The organism is Algoriphagus sp. (assembly GCF_029254265.1).
Classification (GTDB): Bacteria; Bacteroidota; Bacteroidia; order Cytophagales; family Cyclobacteriaceae; genus Algoriphagus.
Genome location: NZ_JAQWXX010000004.1, coordinates 1 through 19,189, shown reverse-complemented (window position 1 = coordinate 19,189; position 19,189 = coordinate 1). Strand labels below are relative to the sequence as shown.

Genomic DNA, 19,189 nt, shown 5'->3' with positions numbered 1-19,189 from the left:
TTAATAATCGGGTTGCTGAATCCTACTTCTGGTAATATTTTCATAAATGACACAAATCGTAAAGATTTAGATCTATCTACTTACCGTAAGAGATTTGGGTATATTACTCAAGAACCTGTCATCTTCAATGACACAATTTATAATAATGTTACTTTTTGGGCACCAAAAACAGAGGAGAATTTAAAGCTGTTTTGGGAGGTTATCAATTTGTCACATCTTACATCTGTTGTTGATAATAGTCTTTTAAAAGAGGATACTAATCTTGGAGATAATGGAATGGTTTTCTCCGGTGGTCAAAAACAACGGATATCTATTGCAAGAGAACTTTTTAAGAAATGTGAAATTTTAATATTTGATGAGGCTACTTCAGCTTTAGATTCGGAGACCGAAAAGATTATTCAAGAAAATATTGATTCTTTCAAAGGTAAGTATACAATATTAGTTATTGCTCATAGATTGAGTACTATAAAAAATGTGGATATTCTTATTATGATGGAGGAGGGGAAGATTATTTCTCAGGGAACATTCGATGAGGTTTTTAATTCTTCAAATAAATTTCAGCGAATGGTGAATTTGCAAGAGTTTTAATTTTGTGAAAAATCCCCTAGTTTCAGTTGTTGCAATCTGTTATAATCATGAAAGGTTTATTGGTGAATCTTTAGATTCAATAAGGCTGCAGTCTTACCCTAATCTTGAAGTTTTAATTATAGATTCTTACTCAAGTGATAATTCTGTTGAAAAAATTGAAGATTACATTGAGAAATATAAATTAAATTTATGGCAATTCGTCAAAAACACCGAACCAAAAACAATTTGTGAAAATCTAAACTTTGCTCTAGCTAGAATTAAGGGAGAGTATTATCAGGTTATTTCTTGTGATGATATTATTTTACCTAATAAAATCTCTGTTCAAGTAAACCATTTAAAAAAATTTAATTTTGAACATTCTTTGATTTATTCAGATTTAATTAGAATTGATGAGTTCAATGAAGAAATTCCTGAAAAATCTTATTTGCTTCAACAACAAGGTTTCTCAATTTTAAATCCTCCCCCAAGTGGATATATTTTTGAAACTATCTTAGGTCAATGGTATGTTCATACACTTACTTGCTTGTATTCTACTGCAGCTGTCAAACAAATTGGAGGATATGATAATAGTCTAGTATTTGAAGATACCGATATGATTTTAAGATTAGCAAGACATTTTAGTTTTTTAGGGACTTTAGAAATCGTAGCTAAGCACAGGGTGCTAACAAATTCCTTGTATAATTCCAGAACTTTAAATTTCTATGTTTCTACCTTCTATTTGTTTAAAAAACATTTAGACTTCCATCCGTTTCAAAGAAAAGTTCGACGTTTAGTTTCGCATTATTTTGATTTTATTTTTCTTAAAGATTCTTCCAGAGCTATTAGTTTATTTGATTCTTCTAAGTGGAATGATTTTGATTTTTATATTATTATTTATGTCAATTTTTATAAGATTTCTAAAAGTTTAAAGTATACTTTGGCCATCAGGTATGTGTTTTTAAGGTTGTCTAAGCTTTTTAAATTTAAATGATTGTTGTAAATAGACTTGTTTCTGTAATTATTCCTCATTTTAATGGAATCTTATTTTTAAAAGAAACATTACAGAGTGTTCTCAATCAAGATTATTCACATTTAGAAATAATTGTTGTTGATGATCACAGTGATGAAAGTCAATTAAATGAATTTTGGAATTTAAACATTATTTGGCCGGATATAAAACTTTTTAAAAGACCTAATAATTTACCAAAAGGGGCAAATAGTTGTCGTAATTTTGGGTTTTTAATGTCTTCAGGTGAATATATTAATTTTATTGATAGTGATGACTTAATTTTAAAGGAAAAAATTTCAAAGCAAATTAAATTTTTTCGAGATAATAGGCATTTAGATGTTGTCGTTTGTAAAACTTTTAATTTTCATGGGGCTTCTTCTAATATTATTAGTAGTTGGCAAAAAGAAAATTTTTATATTGATTCTGATTACTTGTCTCTTTATCTATCAAATAGGGCTTTGTGGTGTACTAATTCTGCTTTAATTCGACGTTCATGTTTTGAAAAGATTAGTTTTTTGGAAGGTCAGCTTTATGCAAATGAATGGCTTCTTTTTACAAGGATGATGGTTAATGGGTATAAAATTGGCGGATTAAATGATTACTTTGTACTTCGTCGAACTCATTCAAACTCTTTAGGCCGAATATCATCTTCTAAGAAATTAAAGTATTTTATTGAAGCTCGTCTTTTTATACATGAATCTATAAGTAATTCATTAATGGAAAGTAAAGAAGTATATTTAAATTTTTTAATTCATGACTTGAATTCTTTTTTAAAATCTTCTGCTAAATATGGTTTATGGGTTTTGTTTAATTCTACTCTAAAAAAAATAAAAATTAGTTGGTTTTTGAGAATTAGGGCTTTATTCATTTTTTTAATTCTTTTTCTTTTAAAAAAAGGTGATACTTTTAAAGTTATTAAATGAAAAAAATATTAATTGTCCTGGAATGTATAAATAAAAACCGATCCTCTGAAGGTATAGCTTCCGTTAATTTTTTAAATTCTATTGATTTAAAATCTTATGAGATACATGCTGTCTATTATCAATATCCACAATTTGATATCGATAAACCAGATTGGTTAAATAAGGGGATCAAATTGCATAAAATTTCAAATGATATTTTAGATTTTTCTCTCTCTAAAAACAACAAAATAAAAAATTTCTTTTCAAGCTATTTTGGAATTGTCCCTTTAAAAGAATACCGTGTTCTTAAGTTTAAAAGAAAGATTTCTCAATTAATTAAAAAAGAGAAATTCGATTTAATTTTTATCCGGACTATTGCTACTTCGGGATGTTCCCATCGTGCTGTATCTGAATTATCTCCTTCTTTCGACATTCCTATTTTGTCTTATTTTAATGATCCTATTCCTTATTGTTTAATGCCGTATCCTTATTCAAATGGATATACAAACAATCCCAATTTTGATCTTAAAGAAAAAAAAATAATTAAAGCTGTCATAAAAAAATCTACAGCCATCGCAAGCCCATCTCAAAAGCTTAACGAATTGTTTTTAGATTTCTCACAAGATCCTGAGAAGAAAACATTTATTTTCCCGCATATCTTTTATGAGGAAGTGCTTAGTGAGGAAGAAGATCTTTCGGAGTTTCTTGCCTTTAATAAAATTAATATTACTCATTGTGGGTCCCTTTTGAGTCAAAGAGATCCGTCTGGATTGTTAAAAGCTTTTGAATTATTTTTGGATGAAAACCCTGAGTTTCTTTCTAAAATTTCTTTAAACTTTTTTGGCCCAGTTACTGAAAATCATTTTCCAGTATTCAAGAAATTTAAATACCAAGATTGTCTTAATGTTATTGACAAGAGATTTTCACATTCAAAAAGCTTAGCCTTGATGAAGAAATCTGATTTGTTTTTATTGCTTGAGTCTTCATTTCAGCAAAGTCCATTTATGCCGGTTAAATTAGCTGAAGTTATCGGTTTAAATAAAATCTTTCTTTCTTTGGCCCCAGTTGATTCAGAGACTAGGAGGATTTTAGGACCTAACTATCCTTTACAAACTGAGGCATTAAATATTGATGAAATTCTCCGGATTCTGAATGAATTTTTCTCAAATAAGTTAGATCTGAAGGATATACAAGGCCAAGTAAATATCCTTGAACCTTATATTCTGCCTAGTACAGTAAATAAAGAATTAGATAATGTTTTTGAATATTTGAAGGATATTAAATGTACTACTTAAGTAAATTTTCAAAATTAATTAGAAAATATTTTTTCAAGATGCACTCAGCCCCGAATGAATCTGTGGTGTCAATTCTTTCAAATGGTCTTCAAAACGTTAGTTTTGGGGGTGAAAATAACATTCCCGAATTTTGTGTTTTCTCAGGAAAATGTTCCTTAGGGTTCAGAACTACCTTAGGTAAGAATAATTTTGTCTTTGGTGATGTGACAATAGGTAAGTATTGCCAAATTGGTGCTTATGTCGCTTTTCATTCCTCTAATCATCCAGTAAATTATTTGACAACTTATATCAATAGAAGGTTATTTGATGGTGAATTAGCCAAATTAAAAACTATCAATCCTATAGTTGTGGGGCATGATGTTTGGATAGGTCATGGTGCTGTAATTCTTTCTGGGGTATCGGTAGGATCTGGCGCTATTATTGGAGCTGGATCAATTGTCACTAAAGATGTACCGCCATATTCTATTGTAGGAGGTAATCCGGCTAGAGTGATAAAATACAGATTTTCAGAAAAAATAATCAGCGAATTACTTGCGTTCAATTGGTGGGATCTTGATCCAAAATCTCTTAAGAATATTGAAGCTTTATTTTTTTCCGACCTTACCAAAGTATCGTCTATTTATGAAATAATCAAGGATAAATGAGTTTCAAAATTGTAATATGTTCAAGCCCAAATACTAATAGTATTCCTTTATACTTTTATTTGTTAGCCAATTTTCTTCAAAAAACTGGTAATGAAGTTCATTTGATTTTGGATAGAAATGGAGATATGGTCTTTGATGAACACCCACCTGAAAAAGGGTTAACTATCGCTAAGTGGCCTAATGCAAGACCGGTGCGTTTTAAGGATTTCTTGTTCTTTAAGGATTACTGTGAAAAAGTAAGACCAGACATTGTTATTAGTCAATTCAGTTCCAACTTCATTTCGCTTCTTGTTGGGAGATTACTCAATATCCCACATTCTTTGATCTATTGGCATACTATGCAGGAGCAGCTTGAGGCAGATTTGAAGTTTAGCAAATTAAGATTCAACCTTTTAAAATTTAGAAAGAGTATAGTTTTTAATTTGTCAGATTTTCAATTCCTGACAAACTCTAATGATTTGAAAAATGAATTAAAAACTCTTTTTCCTTCTAAAAAAAATAAAATCGAGGTAGTGAACTACCTCATGCCTGACCCACTCAAAAACAAAGAAATACTTCATATCTCTGAACGAGAATTTCAAATTTCCTTTGTGGCTCGTCTTGAAAAAAGTAAGGGTCACGCCTCCTTTATTCGTGCTTTTAGCCTAGTGAGAAAAAATATTCCCAACTTAAAATTGAAGATTGCTGGCTCAGGTTCAGAACTTGATAATTTAATTACACTAGTAAAGGAATTATCACTAGAGAATCACGTGGAATTTTTAGGAGAGTGTTCCTATCAGGAAGTTCTTGATGTAATGTCTACCTCATTGATTCATGTAAGTAATAGTAGTCAAGAAGCATTTGGAATGGTAAATGTTGAAGCTCTTGCGACAGGCACTCCAATTATTGCAAATAAGGTAGGAGGAATTAAAGAAATTTTAATTCCCGGGAAAAACGGTGAGTTTTTCGATGCAAATAATCCTGAGGAATTAGAAATTATTCTACTAAAGCTCCTCAATAATGATAATTGGCTAGAGTATTCACAAAATGCACGTTCTATTTTCAAAGAAAAATTTGAGTGCAATCAAAAGAATTTGATGAAACAAAAAGAACAATTATTTGATCTTATAAAATTCAAATGAAAATACTAGTTATTGGTGGTACAGGAAATTTTGGAAGAAGAATCTTTCAATCTCTCAAAAATAAAAATGGAAATAATCAGCTTGTTTCCCTTTCCAGAAATCCTCCTAAACACAAACTGAATTATGTTGAATATTTAATCGGTGATTCTAACGATGAAGGTTTACTGAATCAATTATTTGAAAAGTATGGATTTGAAATTGTAATTCATATCCCTAATATCTTACTTGCTAATGTTGATGCTTTAGTCTCAGTCTGTAAAAAATATCATGCGGATCAATTAATTATTGTTGGATCGGCCGCCATGTTTACAAAAATTGACGCCCCAACGAAAATAATAAGACAGGACAAGGAAGAAATAATTCGCGATTCAGGAGTGAATTATACTATACTTAGGCCCAACATGGTTTATGGTCACAAGGAAGATCAGAATATTTATAAGCTATATAAATTCATAAATAAATATCTGCTATTAATCGTGCCGGGATCTGCTGAAATTAAACAAAGTCCAACTCACATAGATGATTTTGTTGAAGCCCTAGTTTTTGCAATTTCTAACCCGAATGTTTACAAAAAATCATATAACCTGGTTGGACCGCAGCCCATATCTTTAAAAGAAATGGCTCAAATATTAGCAAAACCTAAGAAAATCAGGGTTTTAGAAGTCCCTCTCGGTCTTAGTGTTTTTGGACTTAAAGTTTTAAGGTTTTTAAAAGTTGTTAATTGGCATCCTGAAAAATTAATTCGTTTAAATGAAGAAAAAGTGCTTGAAACAACGTCTGGAGCATTGGAAGAGTTAAATTATCACCCAAGGATTTTTGAGGAAGGTATCAAAGAATATTTTAATTAAATACCTTTCAGTCAATTGTAATGAATAACCCTTTGAAAAAGATTTGTTTTATTGTTCCAGATGGAGTTGGGATAAGAAATTACTTGTTCAGTGATTTAATTTCACAATTCGATTCCAACCAAACACAATTTTTTCTATGGCACAAATTGGACTCTTCTGTAATTAAGTCAATAGAAGAATTGCATGGGATTCAATTGATAAGTGAAGAATTAATTTCAATTCCAGAAAGCCTGTTCCCCAGAGTTTTCAGAGAAGCTAGTGTTTTGGCAAGGCTAAAGCGGAATGTCGAAATTGATCAAAACCCGGCAACAATTCGTGATTGGCCAACCAATCAAAAGAGTCTAAAAAGAAAGTTGCTCTATAAATTTGCTGAAATTATTGCGAGCTCAGTTTCAAAATATGATAATATCCTATGGTTAGAATCTTATTCGGAAATACTATCCAAAAGATCCAAAGCATACACTTTAGCTCTGGAATTTCTAAAAAGAACTAAGCCTGAAATAGTTTTTTGTACACACCAAAGATCACCGGATGCGGCCATTGCTCTCTTAGCGGCAAGATCATTGGGAATAAAAACTATAACTGTTATTTTTTCATGGGATAATCTCCCTAAAGCTCGGCTAGCGGTTAAAGCAGATAATTACCTGGTTTGGTCAAATTATATGAAAGACGAGCTTCATCACTATTATCCAGAAATTAGTGATAGTCAGGTGATCGTTACGGGTACGCCTCAGTTCAATTTTTATAGTGAAGAAAAGTTCTTTGTTTCAAAAGAAGAATTTGCAGCAAAGTATGGCCTTGACTCCAATAAAAAGTGGATATGCTTTAGTGGAGATGATGAGTATACTTCGCCTTTGGATCCTTATTTTCTTAGGGATTTGGCATTAGCACTTAAGAAGGAGAGTGGAATTCAAATTTTGTTTAGGCCTGTACCCGTCTCAAAGTATGATAGATACCAAGAGGTGTTAAATGAGTTCAAAAACATTGTTTTAATATCTCCTTTATGGAAGCTTTCGGATAATTGGAGTTATTCTTATCCATTATATGAAGATCTAGGATTATTGGCTAATGTTGCGAAACACTGTGAAACTGTTTTGAATATTGGATCAACTATGGCATTGGATTTTGCGTGCTTTGATAAACCAGCAATCTACCTAAACTATCTTCCAGACTGTGATAATCCTACATCCTGGGATCCTCACCAAATTTATGAAAGACAACACTTCATGTCTATGGATCAATTAGATGCGGTATGTTGGATAAATCAAAAGGAGGAAATAGGATCTGTAGTTCAAAAAGTTTTAAACTCTCCAAAGGAAATATGCAAGGATAGGCTGATCTGGTTGAATAAAATCCGTAAGGATTTTCCGCAATCCACTTCAACCAGAATGATTTTTGAAACAATTAAAAGTATATAAAAATGCACATTTGTTTTCTCACAAATGAATTTCCGAAACCAGGAATAGCTCATGGAGGTGTAGGTACTTTTATAAGAAACCTGAGCCTTGAGTTGGTGAAATTTGATATTAAAGTTTCAATAGTTGGTACAAACTATATAAATGTCGAAGAATATGAGAATTTCCAAGGTATCAATATATATAGAACCAAAAAACATAATTTGAAGGGATTAATCTGGTATAACAGAGCAAAAAGTATTAATCAAAAAATTGCCGAAATACATCAAAAAGACCCTATTTCCATAGTAGAAGGAACCGAGCTTGCACTAGCTTTTATAAATAAAATTCCAGAAGTTAAATATTTGATTCGAATGAATGGCGGTCATCATTTTTTTTCCAATGCGGAGAATAAGAAGACTAATCCATGGAAATCTATTCAGGAGAAATTAAGCTTTAAAAAAGCCGATCATGTCATATCTGTAAGTAAATACACAGCTGAATCAACTAGAGATCTCTTGAAATTAGGTGATATCTCAATACATATAATTCCAAATCCGATTGATGTTGACCTTTTTAAACCTGCAGACCCAAAGGCTGTAGTAAAAAACAAATTACTATTTGTGGGGACAATATGTGAGAAGAAAGGGGTGAGACAGTTGGCTATGGCAATGCCCAAAATTTTACAAGCTTTTCCTGATGCACAATTGGAAATTGTTGGGAGAGATTGGATTGATCCAAACTCCGATATTTCTTTCACAGAATACCTAAAAACTTTTATTACTCCTGAATCAAAAGATCATATTACGATCACAGGGCCAGTGGATCTAGTAAAGATTCCTGAAAAAATTGCATCTTCTGAGATTTGCGTTTATCCTTCACATATGGAGGCTTTGCCCTTAGCTTGGTTGGAAGTTTTGGCATCTGCAAAAGCATTTGTGGGAAGTATATCCGGACCTGGTCCTGAAGTGGTAAAACATGGAGAAACTGGGCTTTTGGCAGATTGTTACGATCCTGATGACATTGCAAATCATGTAATAGATTTGTTGGGAAATAAAGAAAAGGCTTTAGAGCTGGGGAGAAATGCACGAAAGGATGTTTTGGAAAGGTTTGATGTGAAAGTCTTGGTAAAGAAAAATATTGATTATTATAGATCAATCGCCTCTTGAGATTCCTAGTTTATTCGCATGTCATCCATACCAAATTTGACGGTAAGTTTTTTGGATATGGGCCCTATGTAAAAGAAATGAATATTTGGGGCAAACACGTATCTGAATTATGGATATTGGCTCCTTTGAGTAAAGAGGAAAAACCTGATCCGATAGATTTGGCCTACCAGCACCAAAAAGTTCGCTTCATCAAAGTTCCGTCTTTTCAGATAAAGAGCCTCAAGGATGCGCCAAACGCCGTTTGGGCCTGCTTAGTGATTCTATCAAAAGGTTTTTTCTATAGCTTGAGAGCCGATCATCTACACTTAAGATGCCCTGGAAATATGGGCCTACTTGCCTGCCTTATTCAAATTCTCCTGCCCTGGAAAAGTAAGACGGCAAAGTATGCAGGAAATTGGGATCCCAAGGCTAACAAACCTTGGTCTTATAAATTGCAACAAGGGATATTAAACTCCAGGTTTCTGACCCATAAAATGAAAGTTTTAGCCTACGGTGAATGGGAAGGCCAAAGCTCAAATATTTTACCATTTTTTACTGCAACCTATTCAGAAAGAGATATTGTCCCCATAAAAAAGGAACCGCTCTCCAAAGGAATTAATCTTGTTTTTGTAGGTTCCATGACGGAAAACAAGTCCCCTCAAACAGCATATCAAGTATATAAAAGCCTACGGAGAAAAGGTTTTGTCGTATCTCTGGATTTCCTGGGAAAAGGCCCTGAATTAGATGTCATTAGAGCCTTGGCAAAAAAAGATGATTTGTCTGATGGTATTAAGCTTTGGGGCAATGTTGAAGCTTCTAAGGTGAAGGAAGTATTACAAAAAGCACATTTCTTAGTTTTTGTTTCAAAGTCCGAGGGATGGCCAAAAGCGGTTGCAGAGGCAATGTTTTGGGGTTGCGTTCCCATTACAACTCCTGTAAGTTGTGTTCCACAGATGCTCAACTTTGGGGAAAGAGGTTTTCTAATCGATGAGAATTCTGACCCAGCTAAAATAATTTCTGACTTAATCAAATCTGAATCTAACTTTACTGAAATTTCAGAAAAGGCTTCCAGTTGGTCAAGAAAATATACACTTGAGTATTTCGAGGAAGAAATACAAAAATTATTATGAAAGTTCTGCAATTAGTTGACACCTTAAGTGTTGGAGGTACGGAACGAATGGCAGTAAATATTTCAAACGTATTGTCAAAGGATGGTATTCCTAATAAATTGCTAGTCTCCAGAAAAGGTGGTGGGCTGCAGAACCAAATAGAAAATCCGAATAATTTATTCTTTCTTAATAAAAAGAATTTTTTTGACCTTGCGGCTTTCTCAAGATTAGTAAAGAGTATAAAGGATTTTAAGCCAACTGTGGTACATGCTCATTCATCTTCCATTTATTGGGCGGTATTAGCAAAGCTTATTACTAAAGTTGACTTTATTTTAATTTTCCATGATCATTTCGGGAAATCTGAATTCTTAAAAGAGGGAGATCGTTCCGTTTTAATTAAAGTTTCAAAATGGATTGATGCTGTTATAGTTGTCAATGATCAATTAAGAATTTGGAATCAACAAAATCTTAATCTGAAAAAAAACTCAATAATACTTCTTAATAACTTCCCGTACCTAGCAATTAATTCTTCTACAAGAAAAACTGAAGGAGAGTTAAAAATCTTGCATTTAGCTAATTTCCGCCCTCAAAAGGATCATTTGACGTTCATTAATGCCCTGAACCTTATTAAAAATCGAAACCCGGAAATTAATTTTAAGATTTATTTTGTAGGCTTACATTCCAATGACAGCTATTTCCAGGAAGTGAAGAAGGCCTTAGAAGATTTCAATTTAATACCTTATATACTACATCTTGGACCAAGCGATAAAGTAGAAGACTTTTTGATGGATTCAGATATAGGCGTGTTATCTTCCACTTCCGAAGGTCTCCCTGTTAGTTTACTCGAATATGGTTTGGCTCAACTTCAAATAGTATCCACTGATGTCGGACAGATCAGAAAAGTTTTAGATAATGGGAAGTATGGGGATCTTGTACCTCCTAAATCACCTGAATTGTTTGCTAATGCTTTGCTGAAGGCCTTTGAAAAAGCAAAATTCAGCCAAAATTCTGCTTTCAAATCCTTTGTTGAAGAGAACTTTGGTGCAAGTTTATTTATTAGTTCCTACAAATCCTTTATTCAAAGCATCGCATGATGATCGGGAATATTATTACCTCCTTAACCATTAAAAAAAACGCACTCCCTTGGACAGTTTTTCATGTTCTTTTAGGTGGTGCAGCCACATTTTCAAGATTTTTTTTAATTATATGGTTTTATTGGGTTTTAATTGATTCTTTCATTGGTTTCTTAAAAATCAAACCTGAATCCAGAGGTCTCTTCATTGCAAATCTGATCATCTACATTTGCTCATTCGAACTTTTAGGAAGGATGGTTTCAGCTAGTCCTTTTATTCCTTATGAGCTTGGGAAATACTTATTCTTAACACTCTGTCTTTTAGGCTTCTCAGTTAATTTTAGGGATAAAAACAACCTTCATAATTCTATAGTGATTTTAGGAATCCTTTTTATAATCCCTTCTTTCTTCATTGATAAGAGTGGGATGGTTACTTTTCAGGATATAGTTTTTAATGTTTTCGGTTTAATAAATATTTGTGTAGGTATTCTCTTTTTTAATACGCTCAAGATTGATTTGAAAAAATTCGTCAATTGGTTAAAGCCCATTGCATTTCCTTGTATCGCTATTCTTGTTTCTACTTATATAAGGACCCCAGATCTAGACGAAATTGAATTTGTGCTTGGTGCTAATTTTCAATCTGCCGGAAATTTTGGCTCAAACCAAGTGGCAACTGTATTAGGTTTAGGGGCTTTTGTTTTTGCGGTAGCACTACTCCTGAAATTTAGAATAACAGGTAGCTTGGTATTAGACCTGTTTTTCTTTTTTGCGTTTTTGGTTCAAGGTCTTTTGACATTCTCAAGAGGTGGAATGATAGGTACTGCAATCAGTATAGCTGCTATCCTTTTTTACCTCTATAGGTTACCGAAGAAAAAGCGATTTGAATTAAAATTGGGTAATCCAATAAAGTTTATTATCCCAATTATTTTAGTGATAGCAATTAGCGCCATAACTACCAATATTTTAACAGACGGAAATCTTTTTCTCAGGTATATGGGAGAAACTGCTGGTACCTTGGCAGGTACTAAAGACAAAGACCTTAACCAAATCACCACAAATAGATTTGATATTTTTATGGCTGATATTGAACTCTATCAGGATAATCCGGTCTTTGGAGTCGGGGCGGCTGCATCCAAGTATCTCAGATCTTCTCATAACGGAGTAGTAGCGCACGTTGAATTATCTCGTTTAATCGCGGAACATGGACTTTTTTCAATTTTCATAATAGCCTCCTTATTTTCAGTTTTTTATCTCAATTTGAAGAAAATTAAAGATCCCATTTCTAAGGGGTTAATCGTCAGCTTTGCTATCCTTTCTGTTTACACAACTTTTCATGCGGCGACAAGGACATTTCTTTCTCCTTTACTTTTAGCAATGGCAACTGCTGTAATCCTTCCAGAAATTAAGCCTAAAAAAACCAAATTAGAACCCTAGAACAGCTATATGATTATATTCTTAGGTAATAAATTGTCTAAATACGGGAAGAATCCGACCACTGTTGAAACCCTAGGCGAAAGGTTAAAAGAATTGGATGTTGTAGTTTCTGCATCTGATATGAAGAATCCCATTATGAGAATTTTTCATATGTGGTGGATAATTTGGCGTAATAGAAAAAAAGCTAAAAACGTTTTAATTGATACTTATTCGACATCGGCTTTTCACTTTGCCTGGACAGCAGGACGATTTTGCAAGAGCTTAAATATTCCATATACACCAATAATCCATGGAGGACAGTTTGAATCCAGAATCAAATCCAGTGCAGACTTAGTTTCAAATTACCTTAGAGATGCCAAGTACGTTGTTGCCCCATCTGAATACTTGAAAAATGTCATTGAGTCAAACTTTGACATCAAGGTTCATATTGTACCCAATGCAATTGATTTAAAACAGTATGATTTTATCCCGGAGAAGCTTGATGACGGGAAACTTCATATTTTTTGGTTAAGGGCTTTCCAATCAATTTATAACCCTGAATTGGCAATAGAAATAGTCAACAATTTGAAGAATAATTTCAAAATTGACGTAGAGTTGTCGATGGTAGGGCCAGATAAAGATAGTTCCAGAGAAAGCGTGAAAGATTTGATCTCAAAATACGATCTAAATGAATCTGTTAATCTCTATGGGAAATTACAACCTGCCGAATGGAAAGAATTAGCCAAAACAGCTGACCTGTTTTTAAATACTACCAGAGTTGATAACATGCCAGTTAGTGTGATTGAAGCGATGGCTTTAGGGTTACCAATAATTTCTACAGACGTTGGTGGTATTCCTTTTTTGGTCACTCATGGAGAGGAGGGATACTTATTTCCATCTGAAGACTGGAGCGCTGCATCTAGTTTTATTGCAAAGCTAGCGAATGACAAAGAACACCGAAAAGTGCTCCGAATCAACGCAAGGCGAAAGGCTCAATCTATGGACTGGGAATCAGCAGTGAGGAATAAGTGGCAAGAAATTCTTAAATGAATATATGAATTGGAGAGAGATACTATATAAAAGTGGTGCGAAAAAAAGGAATCCAAGTCTCTATAAGCATTTTAATGATTTATTGAGTACGGATTTTTCTCATAGAAAAGAGCTGGATATGCTACAGCTTGAAAGGCTGCAGCGCTTTCTAATCTTTGCTTACAATAATTCTCCGTGGAATGCGGAGCGAATGAAAAGGGCGGGTTTCAATCCTTCCGAAGATTTCTCCATTGAAAAATTTAAAAAAATCAACCCAATAGGTAAAGAGGATTTAGTTCAATACAATGAGAAAATCCAGGTTGGGGAGGAGTTTTTTGACAAAGTGTTTTATTGTGAAAGCTCGGGAACAAGCGGTAAGGTTTTGACATTCAAGCGAGACGAAAATTGGGATAGTTTCAATCGAGCAGCTCAGATGCGAGGGTACTCTTGGTTTGGGGTTAATCCTTGGGACTTTAATATTTATTTTTGGGGGTATAATTCCAACTGGAAGAAAAAGCTAAAATTAAGAGTATTAGATTTTTTCGTAAACCGTAATCGAATGTTTGACTATAGTGAAACATCCCTAAAAAGTTTACGCAAAAAGCTGAAAAATGCCGTTTTCATAGAGGGTTATAGTTCTATGATTTATGAAATGGCAAAACTTGGATTGGATCAATCCCATTCTTTGCCCAATCTAAAAATGATCAAAGGGACATCGGAAAAAATTTTCCCTCACTATCAGGAGGTTGTCAAGAAGGCTTTTGGTAGAAAAATTATCAGTGAATATGGAGCAGCAGAAGCTGGAATCATCGCGTTTGAATGTCCGGAGGGAAATATGCACATCACTGAGGAGGGAGTATATGTAGAGCAGGATGAAAATGGAGAAATCCTCGTTACGAATATGCTTTCTTATTCCTTTCCAATAATCAGGTATCGGCTGGGTGATTCTATAAAACTTGCAGATGAAAACTTTAAATGTGCCTGTGGAAGGAGTCATAGAATTATCGCGGAAGTCACCGGAAGAGTAGGGAAGATAATAGTTGGATTTAATAAGCAATATCCATCTTTAACGCTATACTATATTTTCAAAAATATTTACTTCGAAAAAGGTTTGGCTATAGATTATCAGGCAACTCAAAATGAAAAGGGGAAGCTGATAATTCGATTTTTAGAAAAGTTAGATTCCAAAAAGGAAGATTTGATTTTAGAACAAGCTAAAATTTATTTTAAGGATGATATTAAAATAGAATTTGAACAGGTTGCCTCCTTCAGAATGGAGAAGGGCAAATTGCGCGATTTTATTTCTTATATCTCCTGATTTTTTGTTCGAACCGATCTAGTATTGAGTTTGTAAACCCCGCTTTTAGGCTGGTAAAGCAAAATCCCCCACTTAAACCTGAGCTAAACCCTGAATTGGGATTTTTTTGTCTTCCTACGCAGCTCTCATTCCCATTAACTTATGCAGGCTCCTGAAAAGTAAATAAAACCAGGGCCTTCAATTCGATTAAGCATATTTTTGTTTTTTTTACCTCTTTAATTCTAAAAAGTCACAACTTGTGATCCAAATGGAAAAACCACTTATTTCAATAGTTACCCCGATTTTCAATACGGAATTGTATTTGGAAGATTGTTTGAATTCAGTTTTATCTCAAACCTATCAAAATTGGGAAATGATTTTGATTGATGATTGCTCAACTGACTCTTCAGTGAGTATAGTAGAACAATTTTCAAAGGAAGATTCCCGTTTCAAATTGCTTAGAAATTCGGAGAATAAAGGTTCAGGAATAACGAGGAATTCAGGGATAGATTTTGCTAAAGGAAAGTATTTATGTTTTCTGGATAGTGATGATAGATGGAAGCCTAATAAGCTAGAAACCCAGGTGAATTTTATGCTGGATAATGACTATTCTTTTTCTTTTGGCTCCTATGAGTTTATTGACGAAAAGAATAACCTCATAAAAAGACCGAAAATAGTAACTGAGGAACCCATAGATTATGAGTTTCTCCTGAAAAAAACGGAGATATTTACCTCAACTGTAATGTTGGACTTAGATAAGATCGGTAAATTTATGATGCCACCCCATCGAAGGAAACAAGACTATGGGTTGTGGTTGAAAATTCTGAAATCTGGGGTTAAGGCATATGGGATTAAAGAACCCATAGCCCAATACCGATTGAGGAAAGGGTCTGCAACAAGCAATAAGCTATCCTTGATCACAAAACATGTCTTATTCTTGAAGGAAACGCAGAAATTCAGTTTATTCAAATCGGTTTATTATACTGGCTATTGGGCCATAAATGGGTTTATTAAATATTACACTTGAAGGTCATGAAATCCGATTTTGTGGTTGGCTTTATTTTTGTGAATATTTAAAGAAGGGGAGTTAAGACTAGATGACGTTAAAAAAGGTATTTCTTCTAATTTTCACATTGGTCTTTTTTGAAAGCTTTGCAATATTTATTGTGAATGCTTTTAGGCCAACTACCCCGTTAAATGGAGGTGGTTTTATAGATGATTATATCAATTTCCCAACTCTGGATTGCGTTTTTGAACCTGAATTAACCAGGGATTTTTCAATTCAGAAAACAGCTCAGTCATTAAATAAAAATGCAGCTTCGTTTGGAACTCCTATTGTTGGGGATATCACTGGTGATGGAATTCCAGAGGTTTTGATTCTTCAAAACCCAGGGGATGATTGGGGGACACCGAATTTGGCAAAAGGTGATGAGCTTATATATAAAACTAAAAATATTGTCATCTATAATTATGATGGCTCAAATTTAGCCCTAACCTCCGTTTTGACTACTCCATTTTTTATAAATATGGAGGGACCCAATCCATTTTTAATTTCAAGAATTCCCGGGTTTATTAATCCGTTGATAATAGTTGCAGCATCAAGCTCTGAGCCAAGTGCAGCTTATAAGAGTAGGTTGGTCGCTTATGAATTCAGTGGTGGAGTATTTTTAGAGCGATGGGTGTCTTTGGATACATATGGCATGAATGTTCCTTTTGGTAATAATTTTCCAATTGTAAATGGTATTTTAACACCCTATCAATATTCATCTGGTGGGGCACCAGGTATTGCCGATTTTGATCAAGACGGTACGCCTGAAGTTTATATTTTCAATGAAATCTTTGATGCGACTTCTGGTGCGAAATTAGCAGATGGAGGCAATTTTGGACAAGGGGTTTCTCAGGTTAAAACCATTGGATATGATATGAATGGCGGTTCAATTTCATTAACCGTTGCTGCTGACCTTACTTCAAATCCAGGATTGGAATTGGCTGCCGGAAACACAGTCTACAACGTTACAAACACTGCTGGAACTTGGTCTATGACCCCCATCCAAGCAGGTTTTAATGTTAATGGAAGTGCGGCAAGAGATGGATTTACTTCCATTGCAGATATTAATAATGATGGACGATTGGACGTTGTGGTTACAACTGCCAGACAGCGGACTGTCGCTAACTCTAGAACCGTTTATGCCTGGACTGTCGATTTAGCAAACAATCCTGTTTTAATCGCCTCAAATACAATTCCTGATTCTCCGCTTTCCTCACCTTTAGGTAATCAGTATGAAGCGGGTACAGGAGTGGCATTTATCGGGGATATTGATGGGGATTTAGCACCTGAAATCGGTGTTACCTCTCATAAGTATCTCACCATGTTTGAATACAATGGTAGCCCGATGCTACAAATAAGACCAGGGTATCCTCAAGTTACCAATGATCGATCTGGGTATACCTTAATTACCATGTTTGATTTTAATCAGGATGGTAATCAAGAACTGGTGTATCGTGATGAACGTGAACTAAGAATCATTGATGGAGTTACAGGTGGAGATTTAGCAACATTTCCCGTTTATTCTGCAACAGCAGGAGAGGGTGCGATTGTTGCAGATTTAGATAGTGACGGTCAAGCTGAAATAGTGGTAACTGACTCGGAGACATTTCCCATTGGAGATTTCCCGCCTGATCCAGGAGCTTATCTAACTGTATACGAAACCGCTTCCGACCCATGGGCTCCGGCAAGACCTATTTGGAATCAGTATGGATATTTCAATGTGAATATTCTGGGAGATTTGTCTGTTCCTCAAAATCAGCTTAATCATGCAATTAGAGCAGGGGATTCTATTGTTGATGGGGTAGTTGTACAAGGTCTTTTCCCGAATTTAGACCCAGTAAATGGGTGTTTTCCTCCTAATGCTCAGCCACTTAATTCATTTTTAGTACAGGGTACTTTTTATAACGATAGCGGTTGTAGAACTGCCAATATTCCAGCTTTTGATGTTGAGATAGATAATTCAAGTTTATTCGCCAGAAGAACTTGCGATCCAACTGTCTTAGAAATAAATTTTAGTCTTAGAAATAATTTTACTGCGCAAGATATTCCTGCGGATATGAAAATCTCTTTTTATAAGGAGGAAGCTGACGGCACTTTAACTTTTTTAAATGCAATAATTGATGCGGGACAAATTATCACTCAGGCAGATGGTTGGGTTCAATTTAATGAAGTTATAACCAGTAACTTAATCCCAGCTACTGGAGTATTTAAGTTAGTTATAATAGCAAATAACACCGGGACAGTTGATTCTCCTGATCGATTATTAGAATGTAATTATAATAATAATACCTCCATTGCAATCCCAGTTGTAGATTTACCTACTTATACAATTGCCTCCTCCTCGGATGTCCTTTGTGCGCCGGGAAATCAATTGATTCTTACTCCTGTTAGTTCAAATTCACTTGCTGTAAATCCTGAGAAGAAATGGCAAAGAATCAATTTGGCAGGCTTTCCGGACTTTGAGATTTTTGATGGAGCTACGGATCCAAATTTACCTGGAGTTACCTATGAAATAAATGCTAGTGAGGAATTGATTATCAATAATCTACCTCCAGGGGATTTTTCTTTTGTATTTGACTTTGTTGGTTGTGATTTAATAGAGACTGTCACGGAATTTAGTGTTGAAGTTTCTCTTGTTCCTTCTCCTGCCTTTGATAAAGTTGATGTTGGGTGTTTTGGAGAGTCTTCCGGTCAGATTTTATTGCTTAGCACAGATTTAGAACCAGGAATTAACTATACCTTACTTGATGAAAATCAAAATCCGGTAACAGGATATTCTCCGGTTTCTTCTGCTTTAGTAGGTGATATCCTTTTTGATAATTTGCCGATAGGAATTTATTCTATAGCCTATTTTAATGAGGCAAATACAACCTGTTCGGGCCTTTCACCGCCAATAGAAATAATTCAACCAGATCCATTCATTGTTCAAAACATAAGCAACGAGTCAACCACCTGTGGTATTCCGGATAACGGTTCCATTGAATTGACACTTTCCGGAGGAACTTCTCCTTATACGCTTACGAGTATCTCGAGAGACGGAAACCTTTTGACAGGCTTTGTTCCAGGTATTTCTGGAACTACCTATACCTTCACAGGTCTGGAGGCTGGGAATTATGAAATAATATTTACTGATGCAGAAGGATGCCTTGTCACTGAGCTGGAGACTGTGGGTACGATTCCTCCTCCGGACATATTATTGAGTGCAAATCCTGCCTACTGTGAGAATGAACAGATAACCATTACGACCTCGATAGTAGAAGCAGGAACGTTGGATGCCACGGTAGTTTACACTT

Annotated in this window: 16 protein-coding genes; all 16 read left to right on the top strand. The window is 34.4% G+C overall.

Going from position 1 to position 19,189, the window contains the following annotated elements:
• Positions 1-588 (top strand): ATP-binding cassette domain-containing protein (locus P8O16_RS00375; RefSeq protein WP_300309694.1); only part of this gene is annotated, 588 nt, incomplete at its 5' end.
• Between the two features lie 4 nt (positions 589-592).
• Entirely contained in the window at positions 593-1,558 is a 966-nt protein-coding gene (locus P8O16_RS00370; protein WP_300309692.1) for a glycosyltransferase, read from the top strand.
• Positions 1,555-2,499, top strand: coding sequence for a glycosyltransferase family 2 protein (locus tag P8O16_RS00365; RefSeq protein WP_300309691.1), 945 nt, complete (start codon positions 1,555-1,557; stop codon positions 2,497-2,499). Before P8O16_RS00370 ends, P8O16_RS00365 begins: the two co-directional genes overlap by 4 nt.
• A complete protein-coding gene (locus tag P8O16_RS00360; RefSeq protein WP_300309689.1) occupies positions 2,496-3,773 on the top strand; it encodes a hypothetical protein in 1,278 nt (425 codons plus the stop codon). The genes P8O16_RS00365 and P8O16_RS00360 overlap by 4 nt, the downstream gene beginning before the upstream one ends.
• Positions 3,774-3,811: 38 nt before the next feature.
• Positions 3,812-4,417 carry a CatB-related O-acetyltransferase gene (locus P8O16_RS00355; protein WP_300309687.1) on the top strand — a complete coding sequence of 202 codons (606 nt, stop codon included), beginning with the start codon at positions 3,812-3,814 and terminating at the stop codon, positions 4,415-4,417.
• Complete coding sequence (locus P8O16_RS00350; protein ID WP_300309685.1) at positions 4,414-5,538, top strand: glycosyltransferase family 4 protein; 1,125 nt, start codon at positions 4,414-4,416, stop codon at positions 5,536-5,538. The genes P8O16_RS00355 and P8O16_RS00350 overlap by 4 nt, the downstream gene beginning before the upstream one ends.
• Positions 5,535-6,386, top strand: coding sequence for an SDR family oxidoreductase (locus P8O16_RS00345; protein WP_300309683.1), 852 nt, complete (start codon positions 5,535-5,537; stop codon positions 6,384-6,386). Before P8O16_RS00350 ends, P8O16_RS00345 begins: the two co-directional genes overlap by 4 nt.
• A gap of 662 nt (positions 6,387-7,048) precedes the next feature.
• Positions 7,049-7,804: a hypothetical protein gene (locus P8O16_RS20515; RefSeq protein ID WP_367182784.1), complete on the top strand. Its 756-nt coding sequence runs from the start codon at positions 7,049-7,051 to the stop codon at positions 7,802-7,804.
• 2 nt (positions 7,805-7,806) lie between these two features.
• Entirely contained in the window at positions 7,807-8,949 is a 1,143-nt protein-coding gene (locus tag P8O16_RS00335; protein WP_300309679.1) for a glycosyltransferase family 4 protein, read from the top strand.
• Positions 8,946-10,058 carry a glycosyltransferase gene (locus tag P8O16_RS00330; protein ID WP_300309677.1) on the top strand — a complete coding sequence of 371 codons (1,113 nt, stop codon included), beginning with the start codon at positions 8,946-8,948 and terminating at the stop codon, positions 10,056-10,058. The genes P8O16_RS00335 and P8O16_RS00330 overlap by 4 nt, the downstream gene beginning before the upstream one ends.
• The gene (locus P8O16_RS00325) at positions 10,055-11,131 is read left to right on the top strand and encodes a glycosyltransferase (protein ID WP_300309676.1); all 1,077 of its coding nucleotides are present in this window, start codon (positions 10,055-10,057) and stop codon (positions 11,129-11,131) included. The genes P8O16_RS00330 and P8O16_RS00325 overlap by 4 nt, the downstream gene beginning before the upstream one ends.
• Positions 11,128-12,543, top strand: a complete 1,416-nt coding sequence (locus P8O16_RS00320) for an O-antigen ligase family protein (RefSeq protein ID WP_300309675.1) — start codon at positions 11,128-11,130, stop codon at positions 12,541-12,543. The genes P8O16_RS00325 and P8O16_RS00320 overlap by 4 nt, the downstream gene beginning before the upstream one ends.
• 9 nt (positions 12,544-12,552) lie before the next feature.
• A complete protein-coding gene (locus P8O16_RS00315; protein WP_300309674.1) occupies positions 12,553-13,572 on the top strand; it encodes a glycosyltransferase family 4 protein in 1,020 nt (339 codons plus the stop codon).
• A 4-nt stretch (positions 13,573-13,576) separates the two neighbouring features.
• Entirely contained in the window at positions 13,577-14,869 is a 1,293-nt protein-coding gene (locus P8O16_RS00310; protein WP_300309672.1) for a hypothetical protein, read from the top strand.
• Between the two features lie 247 nt (positions 14,870-15,116).
• Positions 15,117-15,875 (top strand): glycosyltransferase family 2 protein, encoded by a 759-nt coding sequence (locus tag P8O16_RS00305; protein ID WP_300309670.1) that lies wholly within the window; start codon positions 15,117-15,119, stop codon positions 15,873-15,875.
• A gap of 70 nt (positions 15,876-15,945) precedes the next feature.
• The coding region (locus P8O16_RS00300; protein WP_300309668.1) for a VCBS repeat-containing protein at positions 15,946-19,189 on the top strand (3,244 nt) is incomplete at its 3' end.

Coding starts and splice junctions, on each gene's coding strand:
- P8O16_RS00335 (WP_300309679.1), top strand. CDS start 7,807: ATGCACATTTGTTTTCTCACAAATGAATTTCCGAAACCAGGAATAGCT.
- P8O16_RS00360 (WP_300309689.1), top strand. CDS start 2,496: ATGAAAAAAATATTAATTGTCCTGGAATGTATAAATAAAAACCGATCC.
- P8O16_RS00320 (WP_300309675.1), top strand. CDS start 11,128: ATGATGATCGGGAATATTATTACCTCCTTAACCATTAAAAAAAACGCA.
- P8O16_RS00365 (WP_300309691.1), top strand. CDS start 1,555: ATGATTGTTGTAAATAGACTTGTTTCTGTAATTATTCCTCATTTTAAT.
- P8O16_RS00345 (WP_300309683.1), top strand. CDS start 5,535: ATGAAAATACTAGTTATTGGTGGTACAGGAAATTTTGGAAGAAGAATC.
- P8O16_RS00355 (WP_300309687.1), top strand. CDS start 3,812: ATGCACTCAGCCCCGAATGAATCTGTGGTGTCAATTCTTTCAAATGGT.
- P8O16_RS00325 (WP_300309676.1), top strand. CDS start 10,055: ATGAAAGTTCTGCAATTAGTTGACACCTTAAGTGTTGGAGGTACGGAA.
- P8O16_RS20515 (WP_367182784.1), top strand. CDS start 7,049: ATGAAAGACGAGCTTCATCACTATTATCCAGAAATTAGTGATAGTCAG.
- P8O16_RS00315 (WP_300309674.1), top strand. CDS start 12,553: ATGATTATATTCTTAGGTAATAAATTGTCTAAATACGGGAAGAATCCG.
- P8O16_RS00305 (WP_300309670.1), top strand. CDS start 15,117: ATGGAAAAACCACTTATTTCAATAGTTACCCCGATTTTCAATACGGAA.
- P8O16_RS00350 (WP_300309685.1), top strand. CDS start 4,414: ATGAGTTTCAAAATTGTAATATGTTCAAGCCCAAATACTAATAGTATT.
- P8O16_RS00310 (WP_300309672.1), top strand. CDS start 13,577: ATGAATTGGAGAGAGATACTATATAAAAGTGGTGCGAAAAAAAGGAAT.